Consider the following 17792-nt stretch of genomic DNA (forward strand, 5'->3'; position numbering starts at 1 on the left):
GTGGATACCCAGACGGGGAGGACCCAGATGTCGGTCAAGCAGGCACTCCTGGCGCTGCTCGAGCAGGGGCCGATGTACGGCTACCAGCTGCGCGCCGAGTTCGAGCAGCGGACGGGGGCGACCTGGCCCCTCAACATCGGGCAGGTCTACACCACGCTCACCCGCCTCGAGCGGGACGGCTTCGTCGAGGCGGTCCCCGAGGAGGACGGCGGGGCCGGCACCAGCCACGGGGCGATCTACCGGGTGACCGACGCGGGCCGGGGCGAGGTGGCGGCCTGGTTCACCACCCCGGTGGAGCGCACCCAGCCGCCGCGCGACGAGCTGGCGATCAAGCTGGCCCTCGCGGTGACCGTGCCCGGCGTGGACGTCGGGCGGGTGATCCAGCAGCAGCGCACGGCGACGATGGCCGCGCTGCAGGACTACACCCGGCTCAAGCGCGGCGGCCGGGCCGCCGCCCCGGTCGAGCCGGGCGACATGGCCTGGAGCCTGGTCCTGGACTCGCTCGTCTTCGCGGCCGAGGCCGAGGTGCGGTGGCTGGACCACTGCGAGGCCCGGCTGCGCCGTGCGGCGCTCGAGCGGTCCTCGCAGCCCGGGACCGCCCCCGTCGCCGACCCGGCGGCCCCGCGTCCCGAGGGGAGCGTCCGATGAGCACCCCGACGAGCACCCCGGTCCTGCAGCTGCGCGACGTCACCCGGATCCACGGCGAGGGCGCCACCGAGGTGCACGCGCTGCGCTCGGTGTCGTTCAGCGCCCGGCCCGGCGAGCTGGTCGCGATCATGGGCCCGTCGGGCTCCGGCAAGTCCACCCTGCTCACCCTCGCCGGCGGCCTCGACGAGCCGACCTCCGGCACCGTCGCGGTCGAGGGCGTCGACCTCGCCTCGCTCGGCGCCCGCGGTCGCGCGCGGATGCGGCGTACGTCGCTGGGCTACGTCTTCCAGGACTTCAACCTGATCCCCGCCCTCACGGCCGCCGAGAACGTCGCCCTGCCCGCCGAGCTCGACGGCACCCGGCCGCGGGCCGCCCGCGCGGCTGCCCGGCTGGCCCTGGAGGAGGTCGGGATCGCCGACCTCGCCGACCGGTTCCCCGACCACATGTCGGGCGGCCAGCAGCAGCGCGTCGCGATCGCCCGCGCGATCGTGGGGGAGCGGCGGTTGATCCTCGCGGACGAGCCGACCGGCGCCCTCGACACGGAGACCGGCGAGGAGATCCTGCGGCTGCTGCGCGCCCGCTGCGATGCCGGTGCCGCCGGCGTCCTGGTCACGCACGAGGCGCGGCACGCCGCGTGGGCCGACCGGGTGGTGTTCCTGCGCGACGGCGTCGTCGTCGACGAGTCCGGCGCCGACCCCGCCGACGTGCTGCTCGAGTCGGGCCACCGGTGAACCGCTGGCTCGCGGGCTGGCGGCTCTCCCTACGGCTGGCCCGCCGTGACGCGCTGCGCGCCCGCGGACGCAGCCTGCTCGTGCTCGTGATGATCGCGCTGCCCGTGCTCGCCGTGACCGCCGCCGACGTCGTGCTGCAGACCCAGGACGTCTCGTCCGCGGAGTCGCTGGACCGCCGGCTCGGCGCCGCGACCGCGCAGGTGACGGTGCAGAAGGGGATCGAGCGGATCGTCCAGGCCCCCGACCCCGACCAGGCCAGCAGCTCCGTCGGCGCCGACGAGGGCTCCGCGCCGGCGACCGAGAGCCAGGTCGCGACCCTGCTCGGGGACCCCCGCCTGGTCGAGATCCGCACCGGCGAGGCCGACGTCGTCACGGACAAGGGCAAGGCCTACACCGAGGGCACCGAGGTGGACCTGCACGACCCGGCCGCGCGGGGCCTGTTCCGCCTCACGTCCGGCCGGCTGCCGGACGCCGTCGACGAGGTCGTGGTGAACCAGGCGCTGGCGGACAAGGGGTACGCCATCGGCGACGCCCTCGACCTCGCGGACGAGGGACGCACCGACCCGCGGATCGTCGGCATCGCCGAGTCCGCCACGATCCGCGACTCGCCCGCGGTCGCCGGCCCGGTCGGGAGCCTCCACGTGGCGACGTACGGCGCCCGCTCGTGGCTCGTGGACGGCGCGCCCGTCCCGTGGAGCACGGTCCTGCGGCTGAACCAGGTCGGTGCGACGGTGCTGTCCCGCGAGGTCGTGCTGGACCCGCCGCCGCTGCCGCCGGAGGTGCAGCAGTACCTCTCCGACTCGTCCGGCGACGTGATCGCGGTGATCGTGCTGATCGTCGTGATGGCGCTGATCGAGGTCGTCCTGCTGGCCGGTCCGGCCTTCGCGGTCGGCGCTCGCCGGCAGGCGCGGAGCCTCGCGCTGATGGCGTCCGCCGGCGGCACCCCGCCGCAGACGCGCCGCGTGGTGCTGGCCGGCGCGGTCGTGCTGGGCGGCGTCGCCTCCGTCCTCGGCGTGGTCGTCGGGATCGGGCTCGGCCGGGCCCTGGTGCCCCTGCTGCAGCAGCGGAGCGGGTCGTGGTTCGGCCCGTTCGAGGTGCCGTGGCTGCACCTGCTTGGCGTCGCCGGCTTCGGCCTGCTCAGCGCCCTGCTCGCCGCCGTCGTGCCGGCCACCATCGCCTCGCGCCAGGACGTCGTGGCCGTGCTGGCCGGGCGTCGTGGCGACCGCAAGCCGTCGCTGCGCTCGCCGATCCTCGGCACGGTGCTGCTCGGACTCGGCGTCGCCGGTGCCGCGGTCGGCTCGCGCAGCAGCGACGTCAACGGCGCCTACTTCATCGCCGGTGCCGCGATCTCCTCCGTGCTCGGCATGGTGCTGCTGGTGCCGCTGGTCCTGGTGCTGGTCTCACGGCTGTCGTCCGCCCTGCCGCTCACGCTGCGCTACGCCGCCCGCGACGCGGCCCGGCACCGGACGCGCACGGTCCCGGCCGTGGCCGCGGTCGCCGCCACCGTGGCCGGGGTGGTCGCGCTCGGGATCGCGCTGGCCAGCGACGAGGCCCAGAACGAGGCGGAGTACACCCCGTCGTTCGCCTCCGGCGTCGGCGTCGTGACCGGCGCGGGCGACTACGCGACGTACGCCCGCCTCGTGCAGCGCGAGATCCCCGGCGCCACGGTGACGCCGGTGCTCGGCGTGCCCTACCCGGACGGCGGCTTCCGCGACGTGTCGATCACGACGGCCGGGTCCGACCGCGAGGCGCTGCTGACGTCGTACGGCGCGAGCTTCGGCTCCGACGTGCTCGTGTCCGACGGCGCGCTCCCGACCGGGCTGCTCGGCCTGGACACCGCGTCGCGCCGCGCCGCCGAGGCCGCCCTCGCGGACGGGCGCTCGGTCGTGTTCACCGACACCGGGGTCGCGGCGGACGAGGCCCGGATCGCCGTCACCACCTTCAAGGCCAGCAGCAAGAAGGCCGGGCCCGCGGTGCGCGAGCGGCTGCCGGTCGTCACCGTGCCGGTGAGCGTCGGGGCCGGACCGCAGGCGATCCTGTCCGCCGACGCCGCGGCGGCGCTGGACCTGCCGGTGGCACCGGTGGGGCTGACCGTCAGCGGGACGAGCCTGACGAAGGCCGACGAGAGCGCCGTGACCGAGGCGCTCGCCGGGTCGTCCGAGGCCGCGTCGTTCACGGTCGAGCGGGGCTACCAGGCCGACAGCGCCACGGTCATCACCCAGCTGGTGCTGGCGGGTCTCGGGGCGGTGCTGATGCTGGGGGGCACGCTGACCGCGACCTTCCTCGCGCTCTCCGACGCGCGGCCCGACCTGGCCACGCTGTCGGCGATCGGGGCGTCCCCGCGGCGCCGGCGCGGGATCGCGGCGGCCTACGCCGTCGTCGTGGGCATGGTCGGCGCCCTGCTGGGGGTGGTGGTCGGGTTCATCCCGGGGATCGCGATCACCTATCCGCTCACCTCGACCGGGGGCGACACCTGCTCGGTCGCCAGCGGGAGCGGCTACTGCGAGGCGACGGGGGTGTCGTCGGGTCCGTTCCTCGACATCCCGTGGCTGCTGATCCTCGGGCTGGTCGTCGTGCTGCCGCTGCTCACCGCGCTGGTGGTGGGGGCGGCGGTCCGCTCGCGGCTGCCGCTGGTGGCCCGGCTGGTCTGACGGGTCGCGCCGCCGTACGAACAAAAAGTCAGGCTTGACTGTTTGTTCGTACGGCGGCATGCTGGCCGCGTGACGACCCAGACCGCCCCGGCGGCGAGCGCGAGCGCGCGCGTGCCGCAGGAGGAGCGGACCCGGCTGATGCGGGCGCGGCTGCTGGAGGCGACGGTCGACTGCCTGGTGGAGCGGGGCTTCGGGGGCACCTCGACGACGCTGGTCTCGGAGCGCGCCGGCGTCAGCCGCGGTGCCCAGCTGCACCACTTCCCGACCAAGAACGCCCTCGTCCTGGCGGCCGTCGAGCACCTCACCGAGGTGCGCGGCGCCGAGCTCGCGGCGGCCGCTGCCCGGCTGCCTGGCGGCCCGCGCCGGACCCGCGCGGTGCTGCGGATGCTCGGCGACCACTTCGCCAGCCCGGTCTTCACCGCCGCCCTCGAGCTGTGGGTGGCGGCCCGCACCGACGAGCACCTGATGGCGGCCGTCGCGCCGCTGGAGCAGCGGGTCGGCCGCGAGACGCACCGGATGACCGTCGAGCTGCTCGGCGCCGACGAGTCGGTCCCCGGCGTCCGCGAGCTCGTGCAGGCGACCCTCGACCTCGTGCGCGGCCTGGGCCTCGCCAACACCATCTCCGACGACGCCCGGCGCCGCGGGCGGATCCTCGACCAGTGGGCCGACACGCTCGACGCCGCGCTCGCCGGCTCCCCGTCCGCGACCGAAGGCAAGGCCTCCTGATGACGCTGCTCGACGACCTGCTCGCCGACCTCGACGCCGAGGGCGACCTGCTCTGGAACGCTGTCGCCGCCCTCGACGCCGACGGCTGGGCGACGCCGACGCCGGCCGCCGGCTGGGACGTGTCGACCCAGGTCGCGCACCTGCTCTGGACCGACGAGGTCGCGGTCGCCGCCGCCACCGACAAGGAGGCCTGGGACGCGCTGGTCGTGGCCGCGATCAACGACCCGACCGGGTACGTCGACCAGGCCGCCCTCGAGGTCGCCCGGCTCGCCCCGCAGGCGCTGCTCGCCCGCTGGGGCGCGGCCCGCACCGCCCTCGCCGCCGCCCTGCGCGGGCTGCCCGAGGGGCAGAAGATGCCGTGGTTCGGCCCGCCGATGTCGGCAGCCTCGATGGCGACCGCCCGCTTCATGGAGACCTGGGCGCACTCGCTCGACGTGCACGAGGCGCTCGGCCTCGAGCCCACCGTCACCGACCGGATCCGGCACGTCGCCCACCTGGGCGTCCGCACCCGCAACTTCGCCTTCGGCGTGCACGAGCTGACCCCGCCCGCCGAGGAGTTCCGCATCGAGCTGACCGCGCCGTCGGGCGCGACGTGGGCCTGGGGTCCCGAGGCCGCCGCCCAGTCGGTCCGCGGGCCGGCGTACGACTTCTGCCTGCTGGTCACCCAGCGGGTCCACCGCGACGACACCGCGCTCGTCGCGACCGGCGCGGACGCCGAGCAGTGGCTGGCGATCGCCCAGGCCTTCGCCGGCCCGGCCGGCGAGGGGCGGGCGCCGCGATGAGCGGGTCCGACGCGGGCGTGCTGCGGATCGGCAACTGCTCGGGCTTCTACGGCGACCGCCTCGCCGCGATGCGCCAGATGCTGGAGGGCAGCGCGGACGGCCACGGCCTCGACGTGCTGACCGGCGACTACCTCGCCGAGCTGACCATGCTGATCCTCGGCAAGGACACGATGAAGGACCCGGCGCTCGGCTACGCCCGCACCTTCGTGCGCCAGGCCGAGGACTGCCTCGGGCTCGCGCTGGAGCGCGGCGTGCGGATCGTCGCCAACGCCGGCGGCCTCAACCCCGCCGGGCTGGCCGACAGGCTGCGCGAGGTGGCGCAGGGGCTCGGCCTCGACGCCGCGGTCGCGCACGTCGAGGGCGACGACCTGCGGGACCGTGCCTCCGAGCTCGGCTTCGAGGGGGCGCTCACCGCCAACGCCTACCTCGGCGGCTTCGGCATCGCCCGGGCGCTCGAGCAGGGCGCCGACGTCGTGGTCACCGGCCGCGTCACCGACGCCTCCCTCGTGGTCGGACCCGGGATCGCGCACTTCGGCTGGACCCCCACGTCGTACGACGCCCTGGCCGGTGCGGTGGTCGCAGGGCACGTGCTCGAGTGTGGGACGCAGGCGACGGGCGGCAACTTCTCGGGCTTCCGGTCGCTGCGGCACGACGGCTCGCCCCTCGGCTTCCCCCTCGCCGAGCTCTCGTCCGACGGGTCCTGCGTCGTCACCAAGCAGGACGGCACCGGCGGCGCGGTCACGGTCGACACCGTCACCGCCCAGCTGGTCTACGAGATCCAGACGACCCGCTACCTCGGCCCCGACGTCACCACCGAGCTCGACTCGATCGCGCTCGAGCAGGTCGGCGAGGACCGGGTCGCGATCACCGGCGTCCGCGGCCAGGCGCCCCCCGAGCAGCTCAAGGTCTGCGTCAACGAGCTGGGCGGCTTCCGCAACTCCCTCGAGCTGGTGCTGACCGGCCTCGACATCGAGGAGAAGGCCGAGTGGGTCCGCGCCCAGCTGACGCCCTCCCTCACGGCCGAGACCGTCAGTTGGACCCGCACCGCCCTGCCCGGCCCGAATGCCGACACCGAGGAGGGCGCCTCCTGCCTGCTCCGGTGCACGGTGATGGACCCGCGCCCCGAGCCCGTCGCCAAGGCCTTCACCGGCCCCGCCGTCGAGCTCGCGCTGGCGTCCTACCCCGGCTTCACGATGACCGCCCCGCCGGGCCCGCCCACGCCGTACGGCGTCTACCGGCCGGCGTACGTCCCCCGCGACGCCGTCGCCCACACCGTCGTGCACGCCGACGGCAGCCGCGAGGTCGTCGCCGACCCGACCGACTTCGGGACCCACGAGCCTGACGCGGGCCGTCGCCCCTCGCCGTACCCCGCGCCCGCCGACTCCCTCAACCGCCGGATGCCGCTCGGCACCTTCGTGCACGCCCGCTCGGGCGACAAGGGCGGCGACGCCAACCTCGGCCTGTGGGTCGCGCACGACGACTCCGGGAAGTACGACGCCCGCGTGACGTGGCTGGCCAAGCTGATCACCCCCAAGAAGGTGCGCGAGCTCGTCCCCGAGGCGGCCGACCTCGAGGTCGAGGTGTTCGTGCTGCCGAACCTCGGTGCCGTCAACGTGCTCATCCACGGCCTGCTCGGCCAGGGGGTCGCGGCCTCCACCCGCTTCGACCCGCAGGCCAAGGGCCTCGGCGAGTGGGTCCGGTCGCGGACCGTGCACATCCAGGAGAAGCTGCTGTGAGCGACGACCGCGAGGCACTGAAGGCGACCGCCCGCGAGTTCGTCCGCCGCGAGATCGCCCCGCACCTGCAGGAGTGGGAGGACGCCCAGACGGTGCCGCGCGAGCTGCACGTGGCCGCCGCCCGGCAGGGACTGCTCGGCGTCTCCTTCCCCGAGAGCCTTGGGGGCGAGGGCGGTGACCTGCTCGACTCGGTCGCGCTCCAGGAGGGCTTCTTCGAGGCCGGCGCGTCCAGCGGCCTGATGGCCGCCCTCTTCACCGGCGGGATCGCGCTGCCGCACCTCGCCGCCAACGGCTCGCCCGACCTCGTCGACGGCTTCGTCCGCCCGACGCTCGCCGGCGAGCTGATCGGCTCGCTCGCGATCACCGAGCCGGGCGGCGGCTCCGACGTCGCCGGGATCCGCACGACCGCGCGCCGCGACGGCGAGCACTACGTCGTCAACGGCACCAAGACCTTCATCACCAGCGGCGTCCGCGCCGACTTCGTCACCACCGCGGTGCGTACCGGCGGCCCCGGCCACGCCGGCATCAGCCTGCTCGTCGTCGAGAAGGGCACGCCCGGCTTCACCGTCGACCGGACCCTGTCCAAGATGGGCTGGCACTGCTCGGACACCGCGGAGCTGTCGTACGTCGACGTCCGCGTCCCGGTCGCGCACCTGGTCGGCGAGGAGAACGCCGGTTTCTACCAGATCGCCGAGCAGTTCGTCGTCGAGCGGATCGGCCTCGCCGTCCACGCGTACGGCATCGCCGCCCGCTCGCTCGAGCTGGCCGCCGACTACTGCCGCACCCGCGAGACCTTCGGCCGTCCGCTCGTCGCCAACCAGGTGGTGCGGCACAGGCTGGTCGAGATGCGCCGCCAGGTCGAGGTGGCCCGGGCCTACACCCACGCGGTCGCCGCCCGCCACGTCGCGGGGGAGTCGGTCATCGCCGAGGCCTGCCTCGCGAAGCAGACCGCGTGCGACACCGCGACCTACGTCTGTGACCAGGCCGTCCAGCTGCACGGCGGGACCGGCTACCTGCACGGGACCGAGGTGGAGCGGCACTACCGCGACGCCCGGATCCTGCCGATCGGAGGAGGTGCGACCGAGGTGCTCACGGATCTCGCCGCCAAGCTGTTGGGGTACGCCTCATGAATCTCGATACGGGCGCTGCGCGCCCTACTCGATCACCGATCCCTGAGGGCGTTACTCGATCACCGAACGCCGAGGCGATGCTCGAGAAGATCGCCGCGCTCGACGCCGAGCAGGCCAAGGCCGTCGCCGGTGGCGGGGAGAAGTACGTCGCCCGCCACCACGACCGCGGCAAGCTGATGCCCCGGGAGCGGATCGAGCTGCTCATCGACGAGGGCTCCGCCTTCCTCGAGCTCAGCCCGCTGGCCGGGTGGGGCTCGGACTTCGCGGTCGGTGCGTCGGTGGTGACCGGCATCGGCGTGGTCGAGGGCGTCGAGGTGATGATCACCGCCAATGACCCCTCGGTGAAGGGCGGCGCGAGCAACCCGTGGACGGTCAAGAAGATCTTCCGGGCCTCCCAGATCGCCGAGGAGAACCGCCTCCCCACGATCGCCCTGGTCGAGTCCGGGGGTGCCGACCTCCCGACCCAGAAGGAGATCTTCATCCCGGGCGGCAAGCTCTTCCGCGACATCACCCGCTCCAGCGCGGCCAAGGTGCCCACCGTCGCCCTGGTCTTCGGCAACAGCACCGCCGGTGGCGCCTACGTCCCCGGCATGAGCGACTACACCGTGATGGTGCGCGAGCAGGCCAAGGTCTTCCTCGGCGGCCCGCCGCTGGTGAAGATGGCCACCGGCGAGGAGTCCGACGACGAGTCGCTCGGCGGCGCCGAGATGCACGCCCGCACCTCCGGGCTGGCCGACTACCTCGCCGAGGACGAGCGCGACGCGATCCGGATCGGCCGGCGGATCGTCGCCCGGCTGAACTGGCGCAAGGCGGTCTCGAGGGGTGGTTTCGAGACAGGACTTCGTCCTTCCTCAACCACCAGGGAGCTTCGTGCCTCGACCAACGAGAACGCGTACGCCGAGCCCGACGAGGACCCCGAGGGCCTGCTCGACCTGGTCCCGACCGACCTCAAGGAGCCCTTCGACCCGCGCGAGGTGGTCGCCCGGATCTGCGACGGCGTCAGCGCGACGAACGGCCAGGTCTTCGACGAGTTCAAGCCGCTCTACGGCACCTCGCTGGTCACCGGCTGGGCGAAGCTGCACGGCCGCCCGATCGGCATCCTCGCCAACGCCCAGGGCGTGCTGTTCTCGCAGGAGGCGCAGAAGGCCACGCAGTTCGTGCAGCTCGCGAACCAGACCGACACCCCGCTGCTGTTCCTGCACAACACCACCGGCTACATGGTCGGCAAGGAGTACGAGCAGGGCGGCATCATCAAGCACGGCGCGATGATGATCAACGCGATCAGCAACTCCACGGTCCCGCACCTCAGCGTGGTCATGGGGGCGTCGTACGGCGCCGGCAACTACGGCATGAACGGCCGCGCCTTCGACCCGCGCTTCCTCTTCACCTGGCCCTCGGCGAAGTCCGCCGTGATGGGGCCGGCGCAGCTCGCCGGCGTCCTCGAGATCGTGGCCCAGCAGTCCGCGGAGTCCAAGGGCCAGCCCTTCGACGCCGAGGGCTTCAAGGGCATCAAGGAGATCGTCGAGGCGCAGATCGAGGAGCAGTCGCTGCCGCACTTCCTCTCCGGGATGTTGTACGACGACGGCGTCATCGACCCGCGCGACACCCGCACCGTCCTGGGCATCTGCCTGTCCGTGATCGACAACGTGCCCGTCGAGGGCACCGACCGCTTCGGCGTCTTCAGGATGTGAGGGCACCATGACGATCCAGAGACTCCTCGTCGCCAACCGCGGCGAGATCGCCCGACGCGTCTTCGCGACCTGCCGCCGCCTCGGCATCGAGACCGTGGCCGTCCACTCCGACGCCGACGCGGGGCTGTCGTTCGTGCACGAGGCCGACCACGTCGTCCGCCTGCCCGGGAACACCCCCGCCGAGACCTACCTGCGCGCCGACCTGGTCCTCGAGGCCGCCCGTCGCACGGGCGCCGACGCGGTCCACCCCGGCTACGGCTTCCTGTCCGAGAACGCCGACTTCGCCCGGGCCGTCCTCGACGCCGGTCTGACCTGGGTCGGCCCGGCGCCGGAGTCCATCGAGTCGATGGGCTCCAAGATCGAGTCCAAGAAGCTGATGGAGGCCGCCGGCGTCCCGGTGCTGGGCAACCTCACCCCGGACACCGCGACCGAGGCCGACCTCCCGCTGCTCGTCAAGGCGTCCGCGGGCGGTGGCGGTCGCGGCATGCGCATCGTCCGCGCCCTGGTCGACCTGCCCGGCGAGATCGACAAGGCCTCGGCCGAGGCCGCGTCGGCGTTCGGCGACGGCACCGTCTTCGTGGAGCCGTACGTCGAGCACGGCCGCCACGTCGAGGTCCAGGTCGTGGGTCACGTCGAGGGCGTCCTCGTCCTCGGCGAGCGGGACTGCTCGGTCCAGCGCCGGCACCAGAAGGTCGTCGAGGAGACGCCGGCCCCGCTGCTGCCGGACGCCACCCGCGCGGCCCTCCACGAGGCCGCCCGGGCGGCCGCCGCCGCGATCGACTACCGCGGCGCCGGGACCGTCGAGTTCCTGTACGACGCGGACGCGGACCGCTTCTTCTTCCTGGAGATGAACACCCGCCTCCAGGTCGAGCACCCCGTCACCGAGCTCGTGCACGGCGTCGACCTGGTCGAGCTCCAGCTGACGGTGGCCGAGGAGCGGCCGCTGGACGTCCGCGCGATCGGCGAGACCTACGGCCACGCGATCGAGGTGCGGCTCTACGCCGAGGACCCGGCCGCCGACTGGCAGCCCCAGAGCGGGACCCTCGACCTCTTCGAGATCCCCGGGGTCACCGCCGAGTTCGACCTGCTCAACCGGCCCGGCGTCCGCCTCGACACCGGCTTCGTGTCGGGCGACGAGGTCTCGACGCACTACGACGCGATGCTCGCCAAGGTGATCGCCTGGGCGCCCACCCGCGACCAAGCGGCCCGGCGGCTCGCCGACGCGCTCGCCAAGGCCCGGCTGCACGGCCTGGTCACCAACCGCGACCTGCTCGTCGACATCCTGCGCGACCCGGTCTTCCTGTCCGGCGAGGTCAGCACCCACTTCCTCGTCGACCGGCCGGCCCCGTCCGCCTTGGAGGACCCGGGCGCCGCCCTGGCCGCGACCCACGCCCTCCTGCGCGACACCGACGACCGGCGCACCGTCCAGCGCGGCATCCCGACGGGGTGGCGCAACGTGCGCAGCGCCCCGCCCACGGTGACGTGGCGCCGGGGCGAGGACGAGCAGGTCGTCGCCTGGTCCGGCGGCCGCGACGGGATCGGCTTCCCCGACGTCGACGCCGAGGTGCTCGCCGACGGCCCCGGCTGGGTCCGGCTTCGCGTGGAGCAGGACGTGACGACGTACGCCGTGGTCCTCGGCGCCGGCGGGAGCGCCGACGTCGACTCCCCGCGCGGGCACGTCCGGCTGACCCGGGTCCCGCGGTTCACCGACCCGGCGGACGCCGTCGGCAGCGGCAGCCTCCTGGCGCCGATGCCCGGCACCGTGGTCAGCGTGGCCGTCGAGGTCGGGACCGAGGTGGCCGCCGGCCAGCCGGTGCTGGTGCTCGAGGCGATGAAGATGCAGCACACCGTGAGCGCGCCGCACGCCGGCACGGTCACCCAGATCGAGGTGCGCCCCGGGGCCCAGGTGGCCGCCGGTGAAGTCCTGGCCGTCGTCGAAGGAGAAGAGTCATGACCCAGATCCCGTTCAGCGAGACCGAGGAGCGCCAGGAGCTGCGCAAGCAGGTCGCGAAGCTGGCCGGCAAGTACGGCCGCGAGTACTTCACGGCCCAGGCGCGCAGCGGCGGCAAGACCACCGACCTCTGGCTGGAGATCGGCAAGAACGGCTACCTCGGGATCAACATCCCCGAGGAGTACGGCGGCGGGGGCGGCGGGATCGGCGACATCGCCGCCGTCTGCGAGGAGCTCGCGGCCCAGGGCTGCCCGCTGCTGCTGATGGTCGTCAGCCCGGCGATCTGCGGCACCATCATCACCCGCTACGGCACCCCGGAGCAGAAGCAGAAGTGGCTGCCCGGCCTCGCCGACGGCACCGGCACGATGGCCTTCGCGATCACCGAGCCGGACGCCGGCACCAACTCCCACAACATCACCACGACCGCGCGCCGCGACGGCGACGGCTGGGTGCTGAACGGTCGCAAGATCTGGATCTCGGGCATCGACGAGGCCGAGAACGTCCTGGTCGTCTCGCGCACCGAGGACGCCCGCACCGGCAAGCTCAAGCCCTGCCTGTTCGTCGTCCCGACCGATGCCGAGGGATTCGAGGCGAACCCGATCCCGATGGAGATCGTCTCGCCGGAGAAGCAGTTCCAGGTCTTCCTCGACGACGTGCGGCTGCCGGCGGACGCTCTGGTCGGCGACGAGGACGGCGGGCTCGTCCAGCTGTTCGCGGGGCTCAACCCGGAGCGCATCATGGCCGCGGCGTTCTCCCTGGGCCTGGCCCGCTTCGCGCTGGAGAAGGCGACGGCGTACGCCAAGGAGCGCACGGTCTTCCAGACGCCCATCGGCGCCCACCAGGCGATCGCCCACCCGTTGGCCCAGTCGCACATCGAGATCGAGCTGGCCCGGCTGATGAACCAGAAGGCCGCCGCCCTCTACGACGCCGGCGACGACATGGCCGCCGGCGAGGCCGCGAACATGGCGAAGTACGCCGCCGCCGAGGCGGCCTGCGACGTGGTCGACCGCGCGGTGCAGACGCACGGCGGCAACGGCATCAGCCAGGAGTACGGCATGGCCGGCCTCCTCGTCGCGACCCGCGCCGGGCGGATCGCGCCGGTGAGCCGGGAGATGATCCTGAACTTCGTCGCGATGCACTCGCTGGGCCTGCCGAAGTCGTACTGATCCGCGCCTCGACGCCGGTCCGGGGATTCCGGACCGGCGTCGTCGGCCCGGTACCCTCGGCCGCGTGGGGAACGTGGTCGACGGCGCCGACAGGCTGCAGCGCCGGACCCCGTGGCTGGCGGCGCCGATCGCCGTCATCTACAAGTTCTTCGACGACCAGAGCAACTACCTGGCCGCGATCATCACCTACTACGCGTTCGTGGCGATCTTCCCGCTGCTCCTGCTCGCCTCGTCGATCTTCGGCTTCTTCCTGCAGGGCAACCCCGCGCTCCAGCAGCGGCTGCTGAACACCACCCTCGCGCAGTTCCCGATCATCGGCGACCAGCTCGGCCGCCCCGAGGGCCTGCAGGGCTCCACCGTCGGCGTGGTCGTCGGTGGCCTCGCCGCGCTCTACGGCTCGCTCGGCCTCGGGCAGGCGATCCAGAACGCGATGAACATCGCCTGGTCGGTGCCGCGCAACAGCCGGCCCAACCCGATCCTGATGCGGGTCAAGAGCCTGCTGATCCTGCTGAGCGCCGGCCTCGCGGTCATCGCGGTCTCGATCCTCTCGGCCGTCGGGTCCGGCACGAAGGTGCTCGGCCAGGACACCGGCTCCGCGCTGCGCTGGTTGATCACCCTCGTGACCGTGCTCCTGGTGGGCGGCGTGCTGAGCCTGCTCTTCCGCTTCACGGTGTCGCGCAAGCTCAGCTTCCGCGAGGCGGCCCCGGGCGCCTTCGTCGTCGCCATCCTGTGGCAGGGCCTGCAGTTCATCGGCACCTACTACGCCACCCACGTGCTCACCGAGACCAGCAACATGAACAAGACCTTCGGCCTGGTTCTCGGCCTGATCGGGATCATCTACGTCGCGTCGGTGATGGCGCTGATCGGCATCCAGGTCAACGTCGTGCTCGTGCGGCACCTGTGGCCGCGCGCCCTGCTCACGCCGTTCACCGACGCCGTCGAGCTGACCGAGGCCGACCGGCGCGCCTACACCGGCTACGCGCGCGCCCAGCGCCACAAGGGCTTCGAGACCGTCGACGTCACCTTCGACGGCCTGCCGAGCGTCCCCCAGGAGGCCGCGGCCCCGGGCGACACCGGCGACGCCGACGAGCCCACCCCCGAGGCGGACCGCAAGGCCGGACGCGCCTGAGGCTTTCCCGGGACAGATCGACCGGGATCGCGCACACTTCTCGCGTGATCAAGCTCGATCTTCTCGTGGGCGTCGTGTCCTTCGCCCTGCTCGTCTTCTGCCTCGTCGAGGTCATCAGCACCCCGGAGAGCCGGATCCGCAACCTCCCCAAGGTCGCCTGGGTCCTGCTCGTGCTGCTCTTCCCGCTGGTCGGCTCGATCGCCTGGCTGGTCGCCGGCCGACCCGAGACCAACGCTCCGCGCTCGTCGACCGGCGCCGCGCCCGGCTTCCCGGAGTACGAACGCCCCGGCCGCGCCGCCCCCGCCGACGCCGCCAAGGACGAGGAGTTCCTGCGGCAGGTCCGCGAGCGCGCGGAGCAGCAGCGCCGCGCCCACGACCTCGCCCGCCGCGAGCGCGAGCGGCTCGCCGAGGAGGAGCGCGAGCGCTTCCGCAAGGGGCGCCGCGAGGGTGACGCGCCCGAGCAGCCCTGACGTGACGACGGCTGGGTTCTGCGCGTGACGATCCTGGAGACGAACTACCTGGTGCCCTCGGCCGGCTTCGTCCTGCTGCTCGTCGCGTACGCCGTGGTCTTCGTCCTCTGGCCGCTGTGGCAGGCGCTGCGCGCCGGGCAGCTGCTGTGGGCGCTGGTGATCTTCTTCCTCTCGCCCCTGGGTGCGATCGCGTGGTACCTCCTCGGCCGGGACCGTCGCCGGTCATGACTCGCCCCCGCTCCTGGCTCCTCGCGCTCGTGGCCTTCGGGGTCCCGGTCGCGTTCCTGTTCTCCCTGGTCTTCGTCGTCATGGAGGCCCTGAGCCAGCCCGTGCTCGTCGGTCGTCGCCGCGACCTGGCGTCCGTCGGCTTCGGCCGGCCCCTGGTCTGGGTGCACCAGGACCTGACCTCGACCGACCCGCCGTTGCCCGGCACAGTGGGTCTGGACTCACCCTGGGAGCACCCCGTGCAGGTGCACGGGGTCGCGTTCCTGCTCGACCTGATGATCGTCTTCGCCGTGGTGGCGGTCGTCGTGCTGGTGGTCGCCGCGGCGCTGGTGGCGTTCCGCCGACGCGTCGTGCCACTACGTGGTCGATCCGGTTCACCAGGTGAACCGGATCCACCACACAGTCAGCTGAATCGCCTGTGCGAGCCCGCCCGGCCGCGGGCCTAGCCCGCGTCGAGCACGCGCTGCAGGAACCGCCGGGTCCGCTCCTCGCGGGGGTCGGTGAGCACCTCGGCGCCCCCGCGCTCGGCGACGACGCCGCCGTCGAGGAAGAGCACCTGGTCGGCGACGTCGCGGGCGAAGCGGACCTCGTGGGTCACGATCAGCAGCGTCCACCCCTCGCGCGCGAGGTCGCGGATGACACCGAGCACCTCGCCGACCAGCTCGGGGTCGAGGGCGGAGGTCGGCTCGTCGAGGAGCAGCACCTCGGGCTGCAGGGCGAGCGCCCGGGCGATCCCGACCCGCTGCTGCTGGCCGCCGGAGAGCTGCGAGGGGTAGGCGTCCTCGCGGCCGGCCAGGCCGACCTGCTCGAGCAGCACCCGGGCCGCCGCGGCCGCCTCGTCGGGGTCGCGCTTCTGCACCTGCACCGGCCCCTCGACGAGGTTGCCCAGGACGGTCCGGTGGGGGAAGAGGTTGTGGGACTGGAAGACCATCCCGCTGCGGGCGCGCAGCTCCGCGACGGCCTGCCGCCGGGCCGCCTTGTCGCCGGTGAGGGGGAACTCCAGGGCGGTCGGGCCGACGCGCACGAGCCCGGCGTCCGGCGTCTCGAGCACGTTCAGCGAGCGCAACACGGTCGTCTTGCCCGAGCCCGAGGGACCGAGCAAGACGGTCGCCGTGCCCGCCGTGGCGGTGAAGTCGACGTCGCGCAGCACCGGGGTGTCGCCGAAGGACTTCCGCAGGCCGCGGACCTCGATCAGGTCGGCTGCGGGGGCGTCGGCCGGGGGGACGTCGGCCGGGGGGACGTCGGGAGGAGTGCTCATGCGGTGTACCTGCCCAGTCGTCGCTCGAGCGGGCCCTGGGCCAGCGTGATGAGGTAGCAGACCACCCAGTAGTACAGGGCGGCCAGCGCGTACAGCGGGAGGTACTCCGTGCTCAGCGCCGCCGCGATCTGCGCCTCGTGGAACAGCTCCGGGACCAGCACCAGCGAGGCCAGCGAGGTGTCCTTGACCAGCGAGAGCAGCGTGTTCGAGAGCGGGGGTACGGCGATCCGCGCGGCCTGCGGCAGCACGATGCGGCGCATCGACTGCCAGGAGTCCATGCCGATGACGGTCGCGGCCTCGTACTGCCCGCGCGACACCGAGAGGATCGCCGCGCGCAGGATCTCGGCGGCGTACCCGCCGACGTTCAGGCTGAAGGCGATCCCGGCGGCGACGTAGGGGTCGAGCTTGATCCCGACCTGCGGCAGCCCGAAGAAGATGAGGAACAGCTGCACCAGCAGCGGGGTGCCGCGGATGATCGAGATGTAGCCGCGGGCGGCCGCCCGCAGCGGCCGCACCGACGAGATCCGCGCCAGCGCCACGGCGAGCGCGATCGCGAGGCCGAGCACGAAGCACACGACCGTGAGCGGGACGGTGCCGACGAGCAGGCCCCGCAGCATCGGCCAGGCGGTGTCCTGCACGACCTGCCAGGTGGAGCGGGAGGTGTCGGAGCCCTTGACCGAGACGTCGCCCGAGCCCTTCTCGACCGTGACGTCGGCCTTGAAGTACTTCTCCGAGATCGCGGCGAGCCGGCCGTCCTTCGCCAGCGCCGCGAGCGCCTGGTCGGCCTCCTGCTGCAGCGCGGGGTCGGACTGCCGGAAGGTCAACGCCTGCTGGAGCGTCTCGTCCCCGGCGTCGCCGGCGATCTTGACCTGGTCGTTGCCGGACGAGGCGAGGTAGTCCAGCACCGCGATGTTGTCGTTGACGATGGCGTCGACGCGTCCCTGGACCAGCAGCTCGACCCCGGGGCCGAAGTCCTGGACGTACTGCACCTTGGCGCCGGCCTCGCGGGCCACCTGCGCCCAGTTGCTGCTGGACGTCTGCGCGGTCGTGCGGCCCTTCAGGTCCGCCAGCGTGGTGATGTCGTCGGTGCCCTTGGCCGTGACGATGACGCCGTGGGAGTAGGTGTACGGCGTGCTGAAGAGGTAGCGCGCGCTGCGCTCGGGGTTGATCGTGACCTGGTTGGCGATCACGTCGATGCGCTTCGCGTCGAGCGCGGGGAAGAGCGAGTCGAACGGCGCCTCGACGAAGCGCACGTCCCAGCCGGCCTGCTCGCCGACGGCCTTCATGACCTCGATGTCGAAGCCGGTGAGCTGGTCGGTGGCGGGGTCGCGGTAGGTGAAGGGCGGGTAGGTGCCCTCGGTCCCGACCCGGACGACGCGCGGGGTGTCGTCGCGGGACGCGGCCGACGCCGGCGAGGCGAGACCGACCAGCACCGCCCAGCCCACGAGGAGGAGGACGAGCAGTCGGGTCAGGCGCACCGAGCCACCGTACCCAGCAG

General features: G+C 73.2%; 16 protein-coding genes. 14 read left to right on the plus strand and 2 right to left on the minus strand.

Annotation, left to right across the window (positions count from 1 at the left end; all coding sequences use genetic code 11):
- Window positions 1-27: 27 nt before the first annotated feature.
- From H5V45_RS12200 to H5V45_RS12265, 14 genes are all read left to right on the plus strand, one after another.
- Window positions 28-648 (plus strand): PadR family transcriptional regulator, encoded by a 621-nt coding sequence (locus H5V45_RS12200; protein ID WP_185253171.1) that lies wholly within the window; start codon window positions 28-30, stop codon window positions 646-648.
- Window positions 645-1379, plus strand: coding sequence for an ABC transporter ATP-binding protein (locus tag H5V45_RS12205; protein WP_185253172.1), 735 nt, complete (start codon window positions 645-647; stop codon window positions 1377-1379). The genes H5V45_RS12200 and H5V45_RS12205 overlap by 4 nt, the downstream gene beginning before the upstream one ends.
- Complete coding sequence (locus H5V45_RS12210) at window positions 1376-4030, plus strand: FtsX-like permease family protein (RefSeq protein WP_185253173.1); 2655 nt, start codon at window positions 1376-1378, stop codon at window positions 4028-4030. The genes H5V45_RS12205 and H5V45_RS12210 overlap by 4 nt, the downstream gene beginning before the upstream one ends.
- A 69-nt stretch (window positions 4031-4099) precedes the next feature.
- On the plus strand, window positions 4100-4756 hold the full coding sequence (locus H5V45_RS12215) for a TetR/AcrR family transcriptional regulator (RefSeq protein ID WP_343061539.1): 657 nt from the start codon (window positions 4100-4102) through the stop codon (window positions 4754-4756).
- Window positions 4756-5538, plus strand: coding sequence for a TIGR03084 family metal-binding protein (locus H5V45_RS12220; RefSeq protein WP_185253174.1), 783 nt, complete (start codon window positions 4756-4758; stop codon window positions 5536-5538). The genes H5V45_RS12215 and H5V45_RS12220 overlap by 1 nt, the downstream gene beginning before the upstream one ends.
- A complete protein-coding gene (locus tag H5V45_RS12225) occupies window positions 5535-7274 on the plus strand; it encodes an acyclic terpene utilization AtuA family protein (protein ID WP_185253175.1) in 1740 nt (579 codons plus the stop codon). Before H5V45_RS12220 ends, H5V45_RS12225 begins: the two co-directional genes overlap by 4 nt.
- The gene (locus H5V45_RS12230; protein ID WP_185253176.1) at window positions 7271-8404 is read left to right on the plus strand and encodes an acyl-CoA dehydrogenase family protein; all 1134 of its coding nucleotides are present in this window, start codon (window positions 7271-7273) and stop codon (window positions 8402-8404) included. The genes H5V45_RS12225 and H5V45_RS12230 overlap by 4 nt, the downstream gene beginning before the upstream one ends.
- Window positions 8405-8481: 77 nt before the next feature.
- Window positions 8482-10095 carry an acyl-CoA carboxylase subunit beta gene (locus tag H5V45_RS12235; RefSeq protein ID WP_221633992.1) on the plus strand — a complete coding sequence of 538 codons (1614 nt, stop codon included), beginning with the start codon at window positions 8482-8484 and terminating at the stop codon, window positions 10093-10095.
- Between the two features lie 7 nt (window positions 10096-10102).
- A complete protein-coding gene (locus H5V45_RS12240; RefSeq protein WP_185253178.1) occupies window positions 10103-12049 on the plus strand; it encodes an ATP-binding protein in 1947 nt (648 codons plus the stop codon).
- Window positions 12046-13212 (plus strand): acyl-CoA dehydrogenase family protein, encoded by a 1167-nt coding sequence (locus tag H5V45_RS12245; RefSeq protein WP_185253179.1) that lies wholly within the window; start codon window positions 12046-12048, stop codon window positions 13210-13212. Before H5V45_RS12240 ends, H5V45_RS12245 begins: the two co-directional genes overlap by 4 nt.
- 64 nt (window positions 13213-13276) lie before the next feature.
- A complete protein-coding gene (locus H5V45_RS12250) occupies window positions 13277-14341 on the plus strand; it encodes a YhjD/YihY/BrkB family envelope integrity protein (RefSeq protein WP_185253180.1) in 1065 nt (354 codons plus the stop codon).
- A gap of 44 nt (window positions 14342-14385) precedes the next feature.
- On the plus strand, window positions 14386-14811 hold the full coding sequence (locus H5V45_RS12255; protein WP_185253181.1) for a PLDc N-terminal domain-containing protein: 426 nt from the start codon (window positions 14386-14388) through the stop codon (window positions 14809-14811).
- A 24-nt stretch (window positions 14812-14835) separates the two neighbouring features.
- Window positions 14836-15039, plus strand: coding sequence for a DUF5652 family protein (locus tag H5V45_RS12260; protein WP_221633993.1), 204 nt, complete (start codon window positions 14836-14838; stop codon window positions 15037-15039).
- Entirely contained in the window at window positions 15036-15482 is a 447-nt protein-coding gene (locus H5V45_RS12265; protein WP_185253182.1) for a hypothetical protein, read from the plus strand. The genes H5V45_RS12260 and H5V45_RS12265 overlap by 4 nt, the downstream gene beginning before the upstream one ends.
- Here the strand turns inward: H5V45_RS12265 and H5V45_RS12270 are convergent.
- Together H5V45_RS12270 and H5V45_RS12275 are read right to left on the minus strand one after the other, a co-directional pair.
- Window positions 15479-16294, minus strand: a complete 816-nt coding sequence (locus H5V45_RS12270; RefSeq protein ID WP_281385832.1) for an amino acid ABC transporter ATP-binding protein — start codon at window positions 16292-16294, stop codon at window positions 15479-15481. The genes H5V45_RS12265 and H5V45_RS12270 overlap by 4 nt on opposite strands.
- On the minus strand, window positions 16291-17772 hold the full coding sequence (locus tag H5V45_RS12275) for an ABC transporter permease subunit (protein ID WP_185253183.1): 1482 nt from the start codon (window positions 17770-17772) through the stop codon (window positions 16291-16293). Before H5V45_RS12275 ends, H5V45_RS12270 begins: the two co-directional genes overlap by 4 nt.
- Between the last annotated feature and the right edge of the window lie 20 nt (window positions 17773-17792).

Source organism: Nocardioides luti (genome assembly GCF_014212315.1).
Taxonomy (GTDB): domain Bacteria; phylum Actinomycetota; class Actinomycetes; order Propionibacteriales; family Nocardioidaceae; genus Nocardioides; species Nocardioides luti.